General features: G+C 71.5%; 15 protein-coding genes. 5 read left to right on the forward strand and 10 right to left on the reverse strand.

Annotated elements, in window-relative coordinates:
• Positions 1-2 precede the first annotated feature (2 nt).
• Both sucC and OG767_RS27845 read right to left on the reverse strand, forming a co-directional pair.
• A complete protein-coding gene (sucC, locus tag OG767_RS27840) occupies positions 3-1,181 on the reverse strand; it encodes an ADP-forming succinate--CoA ligase subunit beta (RefSeq protein ID WP_405091164.1) in 1,179 nt (392 codons plus the stop codon).
• 395 nt (positions 1,182-1,576) lie between these two features.
• Entirely contained in the window at positions 1,577-1,981 is a 405-nt protein-coding gene (locus tag OG767_RS27845) for a cobalamin B12-binding domain-containing protein (protein ID WP_107158910.1), read from the reverse strand.
• A gap of 386 nt (positions 1,982-2,367) precedes the next feature.
• Here OG767_RS27845 and OG767_RS27850 point away from each other — a divergent pair, with 386 nt between their 5' ends.
• Both OG767_RS27850 and OG767_RS27855 read left to right on the forward strand, forming a co-directional pair.
• A complete protein-coding gene (locus tag OG767_RS27850; RefSeq protein ID WP_107158908.1) occupies positions 2,368-3,084 on the forward strand; it encodes a M23 family metallopeptidase in 717 nt (238 codons plus the stop codon).
• Between the two features lie 262 nt (positions 3,085-3,346).
• Positions 3,347-4,129, forward strand: coding sequence for a M23 family metallopeptidase (locus OG767_RS27855; RefSeq protein ID WP_405091165.1), 783 nt, complete (start codon positions 3,347-3,349; stop codon positions 4,127-4,129).
• A 59-nt stretch (positions 4,130-4,188) separates the two neighbouring features.
• On the opposite strand, the gene pcrA is transcribed toward OG767_RS27855, so the two are convergent.
• Positions 4,189-6,591 carry a DNA helicase PcrA gene (pcrA, locus tag OG767_RS27860; RefSeq protein ID WP_405091166.1) on the reverse strand — a complete coding sequence of 801 codons (2,403 nt, stop codon included), beginning with the start codon at positions 6,589-6,591 and terminating at the stop codon, positions 4,189-4,191.
• Between the two features lie 289 nt (positions 6,592-6,880).
• Between pcrA and OG767_RS27865 the strand changes: the two genes are divergently transcribed.
• A complete protein-coding gene (locus OG767_RS27865) occupies positions 6,881-7,234 on the forward strand; it encodes a chorismate mutase (protein ID WP_281937976.1) in 354 nt (117 codons plus the stop codon).
• Positions 7,235-7,305: 71 nt separating this feature from the next.
• Here the strand turns inward: OG767_RS27865 and OG767_RS27870 are convergent, their stop codons facing one another.
• The 7 genes from OG767_RS27870 to OG767_RS27900 all read right to left on the reverse strand — a co-directional run bounded on the left by OG767_RS27870 (position 7,306) and on the right by OG767_RS27900 (position 15,645).
• Positions 7,306-8,322: an ABC transporter ATP-binding protein gene (locus OG767_RS27870; protein ID WP_405091167.1), complete on the reverse strand. Its 1,017-nt coding sequence runs from the start codon at positions 8,320-8,322 to the stop codon at positions 7,306-7,308.
• Positions 8,315-9,343: an ABC transporter ATP-binding protein gene (locus tag OG767_RS27875; protein WP_405094333.1), complete on the reverse strand. Its 1,029-nt coding sequence runs from the start codon at positions 9,341-9,343 to the stop codon at positions 8,315-8,317. The genes OG767_RS27870 and OG767_RS27875 overlap by 8 nt, the downstream gene beginning before the upstream one ends.
• Positions 9,344-9,368: 25 nt before the next feature.
• Entirely contained in the window at positions 9,369-10,352 is a 984-nt protein-coding gene (locus tag OG767_RS27880; RefSeq protein ID WP_405091168.1) for an ABC transporter permease, read from the reverse strand.
• Positions 10,353-10,430: 78 nt separating this feature from the next.
• Positions 10,431-11,357: an ABC transporter permease gene (locus OG767_RS27885; protein ID WP_396769395.1), complete on the reverse strand. Its 927-nt coding sequence runs from the start codon at positions 11,355-11,357 to the stop codon at positions 10,431-10,433.
• 143 nt (positions 11,358-11,500) lie between these two features.
• Complete coding sequence (locus OG767_RS27890; protein ID WP_405091169.1) at positions 11,501-13,144, reverse strand: ABC transporter substrate-binding protein; 1,644 nt, start codon at positions 13,142-13,144, stop codon at positions 11,501-11,503.
• A 558-nt stretch (positions 13,145-13,702) separates the two neighbouring features.
• A complete protein-coding gene (locus tag OG767_RS27895; protein ID WP_107158888.1) occupies positions 13,703-14,380 on the reverse strand; it encodes a response regulator transcription factor in 678 nt (225 codons plus the stop codon).
• 2 nt (positions 14,381-14,382) lie between these two features.
• Complete coding sequence (locus OG767_RS27900) at positions 14,383-15,645, reverse strand: ATP-binding protein (protein WP_281938603.1); 1,263 nt, start codon at positions 15,643-15,645, stop codon at positions 14,383-14,385.
• A gap of 177 nt (positions 15,646-15,822) precedes the next feature.
• Here OG767_RS27900 and OG767_RS27905 point away from each other — a divergent pair, with 177 nt between their 5' ends.
• Both OG767_RS27905 and OG767_RS27910 read left to right on the forward strand, forming a co-directional pair.
• Positions 15,823-17,790 (forward strand): PspC domain-containing protein, encoded by a 1,968-nt coding sequence (locus OG767_RS27905; RefSeq protein WP_405091170.1) that lies wholly within the window; start codon positions 15,823-15,825, stop codon positions 17,788-17,790.
• Positions 17,787-18,335, forward strand: a complete 549-nt coding sequence (locus OG767_RS27910; RefSeq protein ID WP_405091171.1) for a hypothetical protein — start codon at positions 17,787-17,789, stop codon at positions 18,333-18,335. Before OG767_RS27905 ends, OG767_RS27910 begins: the two co-directional genes overlap by 4 nt.
• Positions 18,336-18,382 lie beyond the last annotated feature (47 nt).

Consider the following 18,382-nt stretch of genomic DNA (forward strand, 5'->3'; position numbering starts at 1 on the left):
TGTCAGACCCCCGCCGCTGCCAGCTCGGCGGCCCGCTCGGCCGCGCCGTCCATGGTGTCGACCCGCTGGATGAGCGGGTTCGCCGCGCCGTCGAGGATGGCCCGGCCCTCCTCGGCGTTGTTGCCGTCGAGGCGGACCACGAGCGGCTTGGTGGCCTTCTCGCCGCGCTGCTCCAGCAGCGCCAGCGCCTGCACGATGCCGTTGGCGACCGCGTCGCAGGCGGTGATGCCGCCGAAGACGTTGACGAAGACGCTCTTCACCGACGGGTCGGAGAGGACGATCTCCAGGCCGTTCGCCATCACCTCGGCGCTCGCGCCGCCGCCGATGTCGAGGAAGTTGGCCGGCTTGACGCCGCCGTGCCGCTCCCCGGCGTACGCGACCACGTCGAGCGTGGACATGACCAGGCCCGCGCCGTTGCCGATGATGCCGACCTCGCCGTCGAGCTTGACGTAGTTGAGGTCCTTCTCCTTGGCGGCCTGCTCCAGCGGGTCCACCGACGCCTGGTCGACCAGGGCCTCGTGGTCCGGGTGCCGGAACCCGGCGTTCTCGTCCAGCGTGACCTTGGCGTCCAGGAGCAGCAGCTTGCCGTCCTTCGTGGTGGCCAGCGGGTTCACCTCGACCAGGGTGGCGTCCTCGGCGACGAACGCCTGCCACAGCCCGACCGCGACGTCGACGATCTGGTCGGCGACCTCGGCCGGGAAGCCGGCCGCGGAGACGATCTCCCGCGCCTTGGCCTCGTCCACGCCGGTGTTCGCGTCGATCGGCGCCTTGACGACCTTCTCGGGGGTCTCGGCGGCGACCGCCTCGATGTCCATGCCGCCGGCGACGCTGGCGATGCAGAGGAAGGTGCGGTTCGCCCGGTCGAGCAGGTACGAGAAGTAGTACTCCTCGGCCACGTCCGCGGTCACCGTGATCATGACCTTGTGGACCGTGTGACCCTTGATGTCCATGCCGAGGATGTCGGTGGCGCGGGCCACCGTCTCCTCCGCGCCCTCGGCCAGCTTCACGCCGCCGGCCTTGCCGCGGCCACCGACCTTCACCTGCGCCTTGACGACCACCCGGCCGCCGAGGCGTTCGGCGATCGCGCGGGCCTCCTCCGGGGTAGTGGCGACGCCGCCGGCGAGCACTGGCAAACCGTGCCGCTCGAACAGGTCCCGCCCCTGGTACTCGTACAGGTCCACGATTGCGCGTCCCGTCCCGTCTCCGCGGCGCGCCGTCGCGCCGCCACCAGCGTTGGAAAATCAGTTTGACGCCTGTCATCAGAACAGACAGGCCATTTGCCGCAGCCTAACGAGATGGGAACCGGCGGCAACCGAGCGGGTGCGGGGTGTGCGGTAATGCACAGCCGTCGTCGCGGTAGCGCACGACGAGAGACGCGGTGTCAGCCGTCCGGGGGATGTCCGCCTCGGGGCGTAACCCCCGGTCAGGGGCCTCGTTGAGTCTGATGTCGGAGCGCTGTTCAAGCGCGATGACGGGAGCGGCCGATGCCCTGTCGGTCGAGGGGTGGCGGCGGGGCATCGTGCATAGAGGGGCCGGGCGTGTGAGGGGTGCGTCCGGCCCCTCCCCCTGCCCGGAATCAGCCGACCGGCTGGGCCACGTTCTCCCGTACCCAGTCGACGATCGACCCGGTGGTGGCGCCCGGGGTGAAGATCTTCGCGACGCCGAGCCGCTCCAGCTCCGGGATGTCGGCCTCCGGGATGATGCCGCCGCCGAAGACCACGATGTCGGCCGCCTGGCGATCGGTGAGCAGCTCGACGACGCGCTTGAACAGCGTCATGTGCGCGCCGGAGAGCACCGAGAGGCCGACCGCGTCGGCGTCCTCCTGGATCGCCGTCTCGACGATCTGCTCGGGGGTCTGGTGCAGGCCGGTGTAGATGACCTCCATGCCGGCGTCCCGCAGCGCACGGGCGACGACCTTCGCGCCGCGGTCGTGGCCGTCCAGGCCGGGCTTGGCGACGACGACCCGAATCCGAGAGCTCATCTGCGCACACCTTTCACCGGCACCGGCACTGCTGACCTGAACGAACGGTAACCCGGGCGGACCGGGGGCGGAAAGCCGGGCTGCGCCATACCGTCCACCCGGGCGCGCCGGAAGTCGGACACCTCCGCCGATCGGTCACGGTCCGCGACGAAAGGCCAGTCGATGGGCCATCCGACCGGCGGCACGAGATGACACAAGACAGGATGTAAACGGACATAACGAAACGCCGATTCGGCGCTTCGGCTTGTGACAGGAGTGGCGGTTGGCTAACGTGTCCACGGTTGTCATCAAGTCCACGGACGGGTGACGACGCGGCACCGGACGTTCGGCAGAGCTTCACCGAACGGCCCGAGGTCGCATCGGATCCCCGACAACGGAGGGTGTGCGTGCGCCAGCGCCTGTCGTCTGAGCCCGATAGATATCGCGGTCGTCGCCGCGTACCCACCCCCCCGCGGAGCCGCTACGCGGCGGTCGTCACGACCGCCTTCGTCGGCGCCGGCATCGTCGCCCTCGGCGCGAACGCCCTTCCCGACGCCAAGAGCGTCAGCCCGTCCGTCCTCGACGAGCTCCGGCAGGCCTCGGTCGCCAGCCAGGACGCCGCGGCCCGCGCCGACAGCGCCGACCGTGCCACCCGCGACGACCGGTCGGGTGGCGACACCGCCGCCACCGAGCAGGACCCCTGGCTCCTCCCCCTGCACGGCTACGACTTCAAGTCGCCCTACGGCATGCGCTGGGGCAAGCTGCACACCGGCATCGACCTGGTCGCGCCGGAGGGCACGCCCTACAAGGCGGTCCACGCCGGCACCGTCACCAAGGCCGGCTGGTTCGGCGGCTACGGCTACGCCGTGATCGTCAAGCACTCCGACGGCAGCGAGGCCATCTACGGCCACTCCTCCGCGGTCACCGTCAAGGAGGGCCAGCAGGTGAAGGCCGGCGACCAGCTCGGCCTGGTCGGCAACACCGGCCACTCCTACGGCTCGCACCTGCACCTCGAGGTGCATGTCAACGGCGAGCCGCGCGACCCGGTGACGTTCCTCCAGGAGCGCGGAGTGGACATCAAGCTCGAAACCGAGGCACTCTACGGCGACGTAGCCGCCTCCTGACGCTCCGCACCGCCCGATGACCGCCCGGATCCCGCGATCCGGGCGGTTTCGCATGGGCGCATGTCTGCCCCGTCACACCGCAGGATGTGAGCGGGCCCACACCACCCGGTGATCGACGCTTGTCGTGAATCGCCCAGCCGGGCCCGATCGCGGACACGATCCGGCGACGCACCCGACCGGGCCGCGAACCCGCCACCGGAACGCTCGGAGACCGACACCAGTATTTCCAGGTCCACGTGCCCCTCAACTGGTGAAGGTTCCCGTGCAGCACAGCAGTCCCACCCCGAACGGCACCACCCCGGACCCCGCCCCCGCCCGGCACCGGCGGACCGGCCGGCGGACCGCGTACCTGGTCACCGGCGCGCTGGCCCTGCTCGGTCTCGGCCTCGGCGGCGTCCTGGTCGCCACCGACGACAGTCCGGCGCCGGCGCCGGCCGCGGTCGACTTCGACGCGCGGGCCCGCGCCGAGGCCGCTGCCCGCGCCGACCGGTCGGCCCGCGAGTCGCTCCGCCCGGTCACCCCGTCCGCGACGCCGGCCAGCCCGTCCCCCAGCCCGAGCGCGACCAGCCCGAAGCCGCCGAAGACCGTGCCGCCGAAGCCAAAGCCGAAGCCGAAGCTGACGAAGAAGAAGGCCGCGCCGAAGCCGAGCTGGGTCATCCCGATGCAGGGGGCCGACATCACCTCCTGCTTCGGGCCGCGGTGGGGCACGCTGCACGCCGGCATCGACTTCGCCATGCCCGACGGCACCCCGATCCGGGCCGCCGCGTCCGGCACCGTGGTCAAGGCCGGCGACGTGGGCGACGGCTACGGCAACTCCGTCTTCGTCGACCACCACAACGGCTACCTGACCCACTACGCCCACCAGAGCCGGCTGCTCGTCGACGTCGGCGACCGGGTCAAGGCCGGTCAGGTCATCGGCTACGAGGGCGCCACCGGTGACGCCACCGGCCCGCACCTGCACTTCGAGGTGCACCAGGGTGCGATGTGGAACCAGATCGACCCGGCGCCGTTCCTGCGCGCCCGCGGCGTCGACGTGGCCTGCTGACCGCACCGTACGACGAGGAGGCCCGGCCGGTGTGACACCGGACCGGGCCTCCTCGACGCTCAGAGCTTGTCGATCGGCGCGTGCCGCAGCACCAGCCACATGGTCTGTTCGCCGAAGTCGATCTGCGCCCGGGCACCGGGCCCGGCACCCTCCACCGCCAGCACCCGACCCAGGCCGTAGCGCTGGTGGTTGACCCGGTCGCCCACCGAGACCTTGGGCGCCTGCTTCAGGTCGCTCGCGGTGGCCAACCGGCTGGCGTCCACGCCGAGACGCTTGGCGAGCTGGGTCGCCCGGGGCGTGCCGCCGGTGAAGCCACCCCGGCCGCCGCCGGACATCCGGTCCGCCCGGCCACCGACGCCACCACCGCCGCCACCCCACGAGGTGTACGACCCCTCGGTGCGCTCCCACCGCACCAGCTCCGGCGGCAGCTCCTCCAGGAACCGCGACGGTGGGTTGTAGGCCGGCGCACCCCAGGCCGACCGGGTGACCGCCCGGGACAGGTAGAGGCGCTGCCGGGCCCGGGTGATGCCCACGTACGCCAGCCGGCGCTCCTCCTCCAGCTCGCGGGTGTCGCCGAGCGAACGCAGGTGCGGGAAGACGCCGTCCTCCAGGCCGGTCAGGAAGACCACCGGGAACTCCAGCCCCTTGGCGGTGTGCAGCGTCATCAGGGTGACCACGCCCTGGTGGTCGGGGTCGTCGGAGGGGATCGCGTCGGCGTCGGCGACCAGCGCCACCTGCTCCAGGAAGCCGGCCAGCGTGGCCCGCTCGTCGTCCGCGCCCAGCGACTCGATCCGCTCGGTGTACTCCCGGGCGACGCTCACCAGTTCCTGGAGGTTGTCCACCCGGCCGGCGTCCTGCGGGTCGAGGCTCTCCTCCAGCTCGGCCAGGTAGCCCGAGCGGGTCAGCAGCGCCTCCAGAACCTCCTCCGGGGTGCCGGTGGCGGTCAGCTCACGGGCCGAGTCGAGCAGTGCGACGAACTCGGCGATGCCGTTGGCCGCCCGGGTGGAGATGCCCGGCGCGTCCTTCGCCCGGCGCAGCGCGGCGCCGAACGAGATGCGGTCCCGGGCGGCCAGCGCCTCGACGCAGGCCTCGGCCCGTTCGCCGATGCCCCGCCGGGGGGTGTTGAGGATCCGGCGCAGGCTGACCGTGTCGTCGTCGTTGACCACGGCCCGCAGGTAGGCCAGCGCGTCGCGGACCTCCTTGCGCTCGTAGAAGCGCACCCCACCGACCACCTTGTAGGGCAGGCCGACCCGGATGAACACCTCCTCGAACACCCGGGACATGGCGTTGGTGCGGTAGAAGACCGCCACGTCGCCCGGCCGGGTGTCGCCGGCGTCGACCAGCCGGTCGATCTCCCGGGCCACCCAGTCCGCCTCGGCGTGCTCGGTGTCCGCCACGTAGCCGACGATCTGCTCGCCCGCGCCGGCGTCGCTCCACAGCCGCTTGGGCTTGCGTGAGGTGTTCCGGTCGATGACCGCGTTGGCCGCGTTGAGGATGGTCTGGGTCGAGCGGTAGTTCTGCTCCAGCAGGATGGTGCGGGCGTCGGTGAAGTCCCGCTCGAACTCCAGGATGTTGCGGATGGTCGCGCCCCGGAACGCGTAGATCGACTGGTCGGCGTCGCCCACCACGCACAGCTCGGCCGGCGGGATGCCCTCGGTGCCGGAGACCAGCTCCTTGATCAGGACGTACTGGGCGTGGTTGGTGTCCTGGTACTCGTCGACGAGCACGTGCCGGAACCGGCGCCGGTAGCTCTCCGCCACGTGCGGGTGCGACTGGAGCAGGTGCACGGTGGTCATGATCAGGTCGTCGAAGTCCAGCGCGTGGGCCTCGCGCAGCCGGCGCTGGTAGAGCGCGTACGCCTCGGCCAACGCCCGCTCGTTCGGCCCCTTGGCCCGGCCGGCGAACTCCTCCGGGTCGACCAGCTCGTTCTTCAGGTTGGACACCTGGGCCGCCAGACCCCGCGCCGGGTAGCGCTTCGGGTCCAGGTCCAGCTCGCGGGCCACCAGCTGCATCAGCCGCCGGGAGTCGTCGGCGTCGTAGATGGAGAACGTCGACTTGAGGCCGGCGTGCTCGTGCTCGGCCCGCAGGATCCGGACACAGGCCGAGTGGAACGTCGACACCCACATCATCCGGGCGCGCGGGCCGACCAGCGCGGCCACCCGTTCCTTCATCTCGCCGGCGGCCTTGTTGGTGAACGTGATCGCGATGATCTCGCCGGGGTGCACGTCCCGGGCGGCGAGCAGGTAGGCGATCCGGTTGGTCAGCACGCGCGTCTTGCCCGAGCCGGCGCCGGCCACGATCAGCAACGGGGAGCCGGCGTGGGTCACCGCGTCCCGCTGCGGGCCGTTCAGGCCGTCGAGGAGGGCCTGCGGATCCGACCGGGCGCCCCCGGAACGGCGCGGCGGGGTCGGCCGGGACTCCGGCGCGGGCGGGGACGCGGGAATGTCGAAGAGAGGATGCATCGCAGCCCGAGTCTATGCCGTCGCCCGGACACTTCCCCGTCCGCGCGCCCGGGTCCCCTTACCGCGTCCCGTCCCACCTGTTGGCCGGTTTCCTTGCGCGTCCGCCCCGCCGGTCGGCATACTCGACGACGTGTTCGACAAGCGCTTTTTTTACTACGGCACCGGGAGTCCGGCAGCCGTGGGTCGCGCCTGATCACATCAGACCTACGAAAAGCCCCGGGCTCCCCGAGCCCGGGGCTTTTCCGTCCCGGGATCCGGGTACCGGGTCCGAGCCCCGAGAGGGACGACGATGATGACTGACGTGGTGGAGTCCAGCGGCGGCCTGGCGCGGCACGACCGGAAGGCCGGCGGTGACCCGACCGGCGCCGCGGCGGCGCGGACCGGCACCGACGACTCGGTGGCGGCCGAGCGGATCGGTGAGATCCGGCGCCGGATCGACGAGATCGATCGGACGCTCATCGCGCTCTGGCAGGAACGGGCGGCGCTGTCCCAGGAGGTCGGCGCGACCCGGATGGCGGCCGGGGGCACCCGCCTGGTGCTCTCCCGCGAGCGGGAGATCCTGGAGCGGTTCCGCACCGAACTCGGTGCCGACGGCACTCAGCTCGCGCTTCTGCTGCTGCGCGCCGGCCGCGGCCCGCTGTGACCCGAACTGCCCGGCAGACGACGAACCGCCTGCCGGCGTCGGGCTGACGTCGGCAGGCGGTCCGGTCTGGTTCAGGCCACCTCGTGGGTGACGACGATCTGCCGCTTCTCCGCGAAGTGGCAGGCGCTCGGGTGATCCGAGCCCGGCCGGATCTCCAGCAGCGGCACCTCCTGGGCGCAGACGTCCTGCGCCTTCCAGCACCGGGTGCGGAACCGGCAGCCCGAGGGCGGGCTGACCGGCGAGGGGACGTCACCCTGGAGCCGGATGATCGCCTTGCTCTCCCGCAGGGTCGGGTCCGGCACCGGCACCGCCGACAGCAGCGCCTGGGTGTACGGGTGGGTCGGCCGCTCGTAGATCTCGTCCTCGGTGCCGACCTCCACCATCTTGCCCAGGTACATGACGGCGACCCGGTCCGACAGGTGGCGCACGACCGACAGGTCGTGGGCGATGAAGACGTACGACAGACCGAGCTCGGCCTGGAGCTTCTCCAGCAGGTTCATCACCTGGGCCTGGATGGACACGTCCAGGGCCGACACCGGCTCGTCGCAGACGATCACCTCGGGCCGTAGCGCCAGCGCCCGGGCGATGCCGATGCGCTGCCGCTGACCGCCGGAGAACTGGTGCGGGTAGCGGTTGATGTGCTCAGGGTTGAGGCCGACCAGGTCGAGCAGTTCCTTGACCTTGCCGCGTCGGCTGCCGCGCGGAGCCACCTCGGAGTGGATCTCGAACGGCTCGCCGATCAGGTCACCGACCGTCATCCGGGGGTTCAGCGAGGTGTACGGGTCCTGCATCACCAGCTGGATCTGCCGGCGCAACCGCCGCAGCGCGCCACCGGAGAGCTTGGAGATGTCCTGGCCCTTGTAGAGCACCTGGCCGGCGGTCGGCTTCTCCAGGTTCATCAGCACCCGGGCGAGCGTCGACTTGCCGCAGCCGGACTCGCCGACCACGCCGAGCGTCTCGCCGGCCTTCAGCTCGAAGGAGACGCCGTCGACCGCCTTGACGTGACCGATGGTCTTCTTGAACACCACACCCTGGGTCACGGGGTAGTGCTTGACCAGGTCACGAACCTCGATGATGTTCTCAGTCACGGTTCACGAGCTCCTCGGCGAAGTGGCAGGCGCTGGCCCGGCCGTGGCCCAGTTGCAGCAGCGGCGGGACCTTCTCCCGGCACACCGGCTGCGCCATCGGGCAGCGCGGGTTGAAGGCGCAGCCCGGCGGGATGTTCATCAGGTTCGGCGGAAGCCCCTTGATGGTCCGGAGCTCCTGCCCCTTCTCGTCCATCCGCGGGATCGAGTTGAGCAGGCCGAGCGTGTACGGGTGCGCCGGCTTGGCGTACAGCTCGTAGACGTTGGCCTCCTCGACGATCCGGCCGGCGTACATGACCGCGATCCGGTCCGCGACGTCGGCGACCACGCCGAGGTCGTGGGTGATCAGGATCATGCCCATCTGCCGTTCCCGCTGGAGCTCGCCGAGCAGGTCCATGATCTGGGCCTGCACGGTCACGTCCAGCGCGGTGGTCGGCTCGTCGGCGATCAGCACCTCCGGGTCGAGCGCGATCGACATCGCGATCATGGCGCGCTGCCGCATACCGCCGGAGAACTGGTGCGGGTAGTTGCTGAACCGACCCTTGGCGTTGGGGATCTTCACCTGGTCGAGCATCTCGATCGCGCGCTTCTTGGCGTCCGAGCGGCTGAGGCCGCGCCGGATGCGGAACTGCTCGGCGATCTGGAAGCCGACGGTGAAAACCGGGTTGAGGGCCGAGAGCGAGTCCTGGAAGATCATGGCGATGCCCTCGCCACGGATCCGTCGCCGCTGCTCGGCGGACTGCTTGAGCATGTCCTTGCCGTGGAAGCGGACCTCGCCGCCGGTGACGAACCCGGGCGGGGTGTCCAGGATGCCCATGACCGTCTGCGCGGTGACGCTCTTCCCGGAGCCGGACTCGCCGAGCACGGCGAGGGTCTCCCCCGCGTCGACGTGGTACGTCACACCGTTGATGACCTTGGCGACGCCGTCCCGGGTGCGGAACTCGACCCGCAGGTCGTCGACCTCGAGCAGGCGGCCCGAGGGGCGGCCGGATCCGTCGGCGCCGGCCGCGGACTGCTCGGACACGAGAATGTCGGACAACTCAGTTCCCCTATCGGAGCTTCGGGTCGAGGGCCTCGCGGACCGCCTCGCCGAGCATCACGAAGCTCAGCACGGCGGTGACGAGGAACGCGGAGGGGAAGAACAGCAGGAACGGCGAGACCCGGATGTAGTTCTGCGCCTCGCTGATCATGATGCCCCAGGAGACCACCGGGCTCTTCAGGCCGATGCCCAGGAAGGAGAGCGTGGCCTCCGCGCCGATGAACGAGCCCACCATGATCGTGCCGTAGACCAGCAGCGGCGCCAGGCAGTTCGGCAGCAGGTGCTTCAGGATGATCCGGCCGGTGCCGGCACCCAGCGCGCGGGCCGCGACGATGTAGTCGGCCTCCTTGGTGGCGAGCACCGAGGAGCGCATCAGCCGCATCACCACGGGCCAGCTCAGCACGCTCAGGGACAGGATGACCAGCCCCATGATCGTCCACTCGCCGTTGTCGGTGCCCGAGCCGTTGAACGTGGTCAGGATGACGATCGAGCCGAGCACGAACGGCAGGCCGAAGAAGATGTCCGCGACCCGGGACAGCACCGCGTCCACCCAGCCGCCGCGGTAGCCGGCGATGATGCCCATCGCGCCGCCGAACAGCAGCGTGAGGATGGTGGAGACCAGGGCCACCACGATCGACGCGCGGGCGCCGTAGATGACCCGGGAGTAGACGTCGCGGCCCTGCACGTCGTAGCCGAACCAGGCCGACGACGACGGCTCGACCCGGCTGCGCTCCAACGCGCCGTTGACCGCGTCGCCCGAGGTGAACAGCGACGGGAACGCGGCCATCACGATGAAGAGCAGGATGAACGCGGCGGAGATCCAGAACAGCGGCTTGCGACGGAGGTCGAGCCAGGCGTCGCCGAGCAGGCCACGCGGCTTCTGCTGCTTGGCGCTCTCCGGCAGGCCGGCGTCGGTGGGCGCACCGGACCCGGCCGCGGTGGGCATGGTCGCGGGCGGCGTCGACACGATCGACGCGGTACTCGGGTCACTCATGCCCGCACCTCGCTGCGCTCGGCGCGGGCCTGGTTGCCCGCGCAGACTGCTGGGACGATTCGTTCGCTGCGGCGCTCGTCACTCATAGCGGATCCTCGGGTCGAGGGCGGCGTAGAGCAGGTCCACCAGCAGGTTCATCACGAGGTAGACGACCACCAGCACCACCACGATGCCGACAACGGTAGCGCTCTCCTTGGTGACGATCGAGCGGAGCACCTGCCGGCCGATGCCGTTGATGCCGAAGATGCCCTCGGTCACGATCGCGCCACCCATCAGCGCGCCGAGGTCGGTGCCGAGCAGCGTGACCACCGGGATGAGCGAGTTGCGGAGCAGGTGCACACCGACCACCCGGCGCATCGGGAGACCCTTGGCGATCGCGGTGCGGACGTAGTCGGCCCGCCGGTTCTCGGCGATGCTCGTGCGCGCCACCCGGGCGATGTACGCCATCGAGGCGCTGCCGAGCACGAAGCCGGGCACGATCAGCTCGCTGAACCGCATCTCGTTGGAGACGGTCGGGTTGATGATGCCCCACTTGACGCCGAGCACCCACTGGAGCACGAAGCCGATCACGAAGACCGGCAGGGCGATCAGGAACAGGGTGGAGACCAGGACCAGGTTGTCCAGGAAACCGTTGCGTCGCAGACCGGTCAGGATGCCCGCGCCGAGACCGATCACGGCCTCGATGGCGAGCGCGACCACCGCCAGCTTCAGGGTGTTCGGGTACGACGTGGCGATGATGTCGCTGATCTCGCGACCGCCGAACGTGACCCCGAAGTCCCCCTGGAACAGGTTCTTCATGTAGCTGGCGTACTGCACCCAGATCGAGTCGTCGAGATGGTACTTCTCGGTCATCATGGCCCGGTAGTTCGGCGGGCAGCCACGGTCGCCGCACTTGCCGGCGAAGGGGTCACCGGGCACCGACCAGACGAGCCAGTAGATCAGGAACGTCGTACCGATGAACACCGGCACGAGTTGCAGCAGCCGTCTCAAGAGATAACGGCCCATGGGGTGGTCCTCCAGACAGGGAGCGCCGGGCACCCGACGCGGTGACGACAACGTGCGAGGGGTTTGTTGTACACCCCCTCGCGGAACGGCCCCGGGCCGGGCTCACCGGTAGGCGAGCCCGACCCGGGGTCAGACCGTTCGGATCAGAGTTCGACCGAGGTGATGTCGAGCTCGCCGACGTTGGTCAGCTCCAGCTTCTTGATCTTCTCCGAGTGGCCGGACTGCTCGCCGCTGAAGTAGATCGGAATCGTCGGGACGTCCTCGTCGATCAGCTTGACGGCCTCGGCGAACTTCTTGTGGGCCTCCTCGATGCTGGGGGCCGCGGAGGCCTCCTTGGCGAGGGCGTCCACCTGCGGGTTGCTGTACTTGCCGTCGTTCGAGGAACCGCCGGTCACGTAGAGCGGGTTGATCCAGTTCTCGACGTCCGGGTAGTCCTGCTGCCAGCCGGCGCGGTACATGCCGGTCATCTTGTAGTTGTTGATGTTGGCACGGAACACCGCGAAGGTCGGCACGCCGACGGCGACCGCGTCGATGCCCAGGTTGGTCTTGATCTGCTGGGCGACGGCCTCCATCCACTCCTTGTGGCTGGCGTCCGCGTTGTACGACAGGGTCAGCTTGCCCTGGAAGCCACCGGCCTCCTGGAGGAGCTGCTTGGCCTGGGCCACGTCGAACTTGCAGGCGGTGCAGTTACCCGGCGCGGCGCCCGGGGTCAGCGGGTTGGCCCAGCTGTCGGCCGGCTTGCGGTTACCGAAGAAGATCTTGTCGGTGATCGCCTGGCGGTCGATGGACAGCGAGATCGCCTTGCGCAGCTTCGGGTTGGTGAAGCGCTTGTCGTAGATCGGGAAGGCGATGATGCCGGTCGACGGGATCGTCGTGGAGATCGCCCGCTCGCCCAGGTCGGTCTTCCACTTGTCGCCGGCCAGCGACGAGACCGGAACCTGCTGCTGGAAGTCCAGGTTGTTGGCGAGCAGGTCGTTGTAGGCCGCCGTGTCGTCCTGGTAGATCTTGACGGTGACGTCCTTGATCTTCATCTTGTCGCGCAGGCTGTAGTCGTCGAAGCGGGTGAGCTTGATCTCGACGTCGTCCTGCCAGGAGACGAGCTTGACCGGGCCGTTACCGATCGGCTTCTTGCCGAACTCCGCCGGGGTGGTGGCGAAGAACGCGTCCGGCAGCGGCATGAAGGCGCTGTAGCCGAGCTTGGTCGGGAACACGGCGGTCGGCGCGGAGAGCGTGACCTCGAAGTTCCAGTCGTCGACGACCTTCAGGCCGGACATCTCCTTGGCCTTCGGCTCCGGGGCCTTCTTCGGGCCGTCCGGGCCGTCCGGGTCCTCGGTGTAGACGTCGCCGAAGCCCTGGATGTCGGAGAAGAAGGAGGCGTTCTGCGCGCCGTTCGGCCCGTACGCCGCCCAGTTCCAGGCCTTGACGAAGCTCTCGGCCTTGACCGTGCTGCCGTCGTGGAACTTGGTGTTCTGCTTGATCTTGATCTTGAAGACCTTGGAGTCGCTCGTGTCGATCGACTCGGCGAGCAGGTTCTGCGGCGCCCCACCGTTGTTGGGGTACTCGACCAGACCGCTCCAGACCCAGTCGATGATCTTGCCGCCACCGGTCTCGGTGGTGTTCGACGGAACCAGCGGGTTCTCCGGCTGGGTGCCGTCGATGACGATGGCGCCGTCCTTGCTCGCGCCGGTGTCGCCACCGTCGTTGTTCCCGCTGGAGCAGCCGGACGCGACGAGCGCGAATGCCGCGCCCACCGCGAGCGCGCCGCTCGCCCGCTTCGAGACTCTCATTGCGAGGGGCCTCCTCTTTCTAACCTGGTTCCGTCGTGGGTTTCACGCACGTGTGGGGGGTGACACCGCCGACGACCCGAACCACAGGTCGCCGGTTTACCGCAGAGGAAATCGGGACACCCCTGGGGTACCGATCCGCCGGGCGCCACACCCTTCGACGAGGACATCACGCAGGATCGACGACCACGGGGCGGCGCGGTAGCGGCGTTCCGTGGTCGGCGGGCCCGACGAGATGCCTCACACCGGGGGGTGAGGTGCTGCCACTGTGACACCCACCGGCCCTTTCCGTGAAGGTGCCGTTATCAAGCCGTTAGTTGCTCGCCACGTCGCTGATACCTGAGAAAAGATCACAAACGGCGCGGATCACACGCCTCTGACCAGGCACGACATGCCCACCTCGATCCAGACCACCCCGAACCTCCGGCGCGCGGGCAGGCCGCGGCCCGCTGCGGAACGCGCGAGCGAACGCCGGGTACGCGCAGTTTTTACCCGTACGGCTGAGGTCCTCGTCGACTGTGCGGGCACCCCCGCCGACCAGGTGGACGAGGCTGCCGGCGATCAGACCAGCCGACGGTCGGCGGCCCAGCGGGACAGCTCGTAGCGGTTCGACATCTGGAGCTTGCGCAACACGTTGGAGACGTGCGTCTCCACCGTCTTGATCGAGATGAACAGCTCCTTGGCGATCTCCTTGTACGCGTAACCCCGGGCGAGCAGCCGCAGCACCTCGCGCTCCCGGTTGGTGAGCTGATCCAGCTCGGGATCGGCGACCGGCGCGTCCGGCCGGGACGCGAACGCGTCCAGCACGAACCCGGCCAGCCGCGGACTGAACACCGCGTCGCCGTCGGCCACCCGGCGGATCGCGTCGGTCAGCTCCTCGGGCGAGATGGTCTTCGTCACGTACCCCCGGGCGCCCGCCCGGATCAGCCCGATCACGTCCTCGGCCGCGTCGGAGACGCTCAGCGCCAGGAACCTCACCTGCGGGTGGGTACGCCGCATCGCCTCCAGCACGGCGCGGCCACCCCCGTCCGGCATGTGCACGTCCAGCAGCACCACGTCCGGCTGGGTGACCGCGATCCGGGCCACCGCCTCGGCCACCGAACTGGCCTCGCCCACGACCTCGACGCGGGTGCCCAGCTCGGCGCGGACGCCGGCCCGGAACATGGCGTGGTCGTCGACGAGGAACACCCGCAGCGGCCCTCGCGGCGCCGCGCCCTCGACCGGTTCCTGCTCGGACATGGTCACCTGTCCCTTTCCGCCGTGGAGCCGGCACCGGAGCCGGAGCCGCTGATCGGCAGGATCAGCCGGACCTCCGTCCCCTCCCCCGGCTCGGACCGGATCTCCGCCCGGCCGCCGTGCCGCTGCATCCGGCCGATGATCGAACCCCGGACGCCGTGCCGGTGATTCTCCACCGTATCCGGGTCGAAGCCCTTGCCCCGGTCCCGCACGAACGCGCTTACCTGCTCCGGCTCCACCTCGGCGTAGAGCGACACGGTCTGGACCCCGGCGTGCCGGGCCGCGTTGACGAGCGCCTCCCGGGTGGCCGCGACGAGCGCGCCGACCCGCTCGTCGGTCTCCCGGTCGCCGACCACCACCGCCTCGACCGTGATCGCGAACGTGTCCTCCACCTCGGCGGCGGCCTGCTCCAGCGCGGCCGCGAAGCGCTCGGTCGGCGAGGCGGCCGGCTTGTAGAGCCAGTTGCGCAGCGAGCGTTCCTGCCCCCGGGCCAGCCGCTGCACGGTCTTGACGTCGCCGGCGTTGCGCTGGATCAGGGCGAGCGTGTGCAGCACCTGGTCGTGCACCATGGCGGCGAGTTCGGCGCGCTCCTGCTCGCGGATCCGCCCCTCCCGCTCCGAGCGGAGCTGGTTCCAGGTGCGCCACAGCACCGGGCCGGTCACCACGCCCACGCCGGCCAGCCCGACCAGCGCGAAGATGACGCCGTTGAGCACCGCGTCGAAGTTCTGCGCCGGCGAGTAGACGGCGGCCACGCCGATGATGCCGACCGCGACGAGCACGCCGCCGCCGATGAAGCGGAGCACGAACGCCCGCCGGTCGCTCTCCTCCACCACCGCGCCCAGCCAGGGCACCGCCGAGTCGCCCCACTGCCGGCGACGCTCCGGGCCGGACTGGTGCCAGATGACCCCGGCGCCGACCGCGATGATCGCGACCAGCCAGCCGGCGGTGCCGGCCGCCCCGACGGAGTCGAACGCGACCACCTGGAGCAGCAGCACGCCCAACCCGATCACCACGAACGGCAGCAACTGGGCGAGGTCGCGGCGGGGCGGCACGGCGGTGTCGCCGGGCCGGGGCGGGACCACCGCCCAGAACGCGGCGTAGAGCAGCAGCCCGAGCCCGCTGAGCCCGAGCAGCACCATGAACGCCACGCGGACCCGGAGCACCGGGATGCCCAGGTGCTCGGCGATGCCGGCGGCCACCCCGGCGGCCAACCGGTGCTCGGTGGCCCGGTAGAGGCGCGGGGGATGCGGCGTGACGGTGCTGCTGATCTTCGGACTCCCGGTTCGGCGCGAGGTGCCGGCGGCGGCCGACGACCCGATCGTCACACGATCGGAACGCCCCGGACCACGGGGACGCCCCGGACATTCCCCGCCGGGGGATCTCAGGGTGGGGTCAGGGTCGGTTCCGGAGGTCGTCCGGGCGGCCGGGGCAGCACTATCGGAGGCATGACCGAGGACGCTGCCCGTCCGCCCCGCCCCTGGGCGGCAGCACAGGACGATCCACCGCCGCCCCCGCCGGGGCCGGCCCCCACCGCCGACGACACGCCCCCGCCGCCCGGCGGCGGCGCGCCGTTCGCCGAGCCACCCCCCGGCGGGTACGCCCCACCGCCCGGCGCCGCCGGCTTCACCACCCGGTACGGGCTGGTCCGCCCCCGCGAGGGCCGCTACCTGGCCGGGGTGTGCGCCGCCATCGGCCGGGCCACCAACACCGACCCGGTGCTGTGGCGCGTCCTGCTGGCCGTGCTCGGCTTCTTCGGCGGCATCGGCATCCTGGTCTACGTCGCCGCGTGGTTGATCATCCCCGGGGAGGGCGACACCGCCTCACCCGTGGAGTCGATGCTCGGCCGGGGTCGCTCCAGCATGTCCCCGGTCACCGTCATCGTGCTCGGCATCGTGGTCGCGGTCGGCTTCGCGTACGTCGTCACCGACGGCTTCCGGGCCATCCTGCTCGGCGCCGTGATCCTGATCGGCGGCGCGCTGATGCTCAACCGCGACCAGCGCGGGCCCGTGCCCCGGGCCGGCGCGTACCCCGGTCCGGTGCCGCCGTCCGGCGGGCCGTTCCCCGCGCCACCGGCTGCCTCCTGGGCCGGTCCGCCCGCCGGATCCGGGCCGACGCCGCCCGTCCCGCCGTGGCCGGCCGGACCCGCCGGGTACGCGCCGCCGGCCGGAGCCGGCGCCGCGTCCCGGACCGACGAACCGGTCGAGGTCACGCCGGGTTGGCCGGCCGGCCCGCCCGGGGCCGGCTCCGCACCGGCCGCCCGGTCCGCAGCGGGCGACCCGGTCACCGCGTCCGCCCGGACCGGGCCGGGCCACCCCGCCGCACCGCACGCGGACGCCGAGCCCGGCCACCCGCCCGGCCACGCCGAATCCGGCTATCCGGCTGCCCCGTTCCCCGGCTACCCGGCCACGCCGCCCGGTCATGCCCGACCCGGCTATCCGCCCGCCCCGGCCACCGGTGCCGGGATCGGCTACCCGACCGCGCCGCTGCCCGCCCCGGGTTGGCCCGCCGCGGCCGGCACCCGACCGGCCCGGTCCGAGCCGGTGACCGCCGCGTTGCCCCCGGTGACGTCGCCGGCCGGTGACACCGGCACCGGGCCGGGCCCCGGCGCGGCCCCGAGCTGGCTCGCCGCGCCGACCACCGGCGCACCGCTCGGCGGACCGGCCGCCGTGCCCCCGCCCGCCCCGGTGGGCGCGCCGCTACCGCCGGGCGGCTACCGTCCGCCGTTCGCCCCGCACGGCCCGTACGCCGGGTCGCCCCTCGCCCCGCCGCCGGCCCGACCGCCCCGGCCGCCGAAGCGGCCGAGGGAACGCTCCCCGCTCGGTGCGATCACGTTCTCGCTGATCTTCCTGGCGCTGGGCCTGGTGGCGATGCTCGACCTGCTCGGCGTGTTCCCGGTCGGCGCGGCCGGCTACTTCGCCGCGGCGCTGGCCACCATCGGCCTGGGACTGCTCGTGGGCACCTGGTTCGGCCGCGCCCGCTGGCTGATCGCTCTCGGTCTGGTGACGGCGGCGGCGCTCGGCGTCGCCACCGTCGCCGAGTCCTACGACCGGGTACGCGGCATCGACGGCAACGTCACCTGGGCCCCGACCGACCGCCGCGACCTGGCCGACCGGTACGAGAACAACCTCGGTGACGCGGTGCTCGACCTACGGGCCATCGACTTCGACAAGCAGGACATCCAGGTGACCGTGGACGTGAACCTCGGCAACGCGACGGTGGTCGTGCCGGCGAACGTGGACGTGACCACGGTGGCCGACGTGAACGCCGGTGACGCCACCGTCTTCGGCCGGCACACCGGCGGGCTCAGCGGTCGCCGCTGGGAGAGCACCGACGCCGGCGCGGACGGCCCCGGCGGGGGCAAGCTGCGTCTCTACGTCCACGTGAACGCCGGCAATCTGGAGGTGACCCGGTGAAGGCCCACCGTACGGACATCGTGTCGTTCGCCTTCGGACTTGTCTTCCTCGGGCTCGCCCTCTGGTGGCTGCTGGCCCGGATCCTCGGGCTGGACGTGCCCCCGGTGGGCTGGTTCCTGGCCGGCGGGCTGGTCGTGATCGGGTTGCTCGGCCTGGTCGGCGCGCTGCGCTCGGTCCGCGGCCCGGACCGGCCGACGGCACCGGCTCAGCCCGACCAGCCCGACCAGCACGGGCAGCCGGGCGGCGCGGAGACGACGGTGGCCGCGCCGTACCGGGACGGCACCCCGGCCGGCGTCGGCCCGGCTGCCGAGCGGGCCGACGAGTGGGCCACCGACGCGGTGACCGAGGTGCCGGCGCCGGCCCGGGAGGACCTGCCGGCCGAGCACGGGGCGGGCCGGTCAGCGGCCGGACCGGCGACCGGGGAACCGGCCACCGCCGAACCGGAGGACCGGTCCGGGCCGGCCACCCGCGAGCTGCCCGCGGTCGACCCGGGGGCCGCCGCGCCACCGGCCGGACGGCGTACCCCCGGGGAGCCGCCGGCCTGACCGCGCCGGTGCGGCGGCCCGCGGGCGCGGCCTATGCTGGATCGAGG

This window comes from Micromonospora sp. NBC_01392 (genome assembly GCF_045040125.1).
Taxonomy (GTDB): Bacteria; Actinomycetota; Actinomycetes; order Mycobacteriales; family Micromonosporaceae; genus Micromonospora.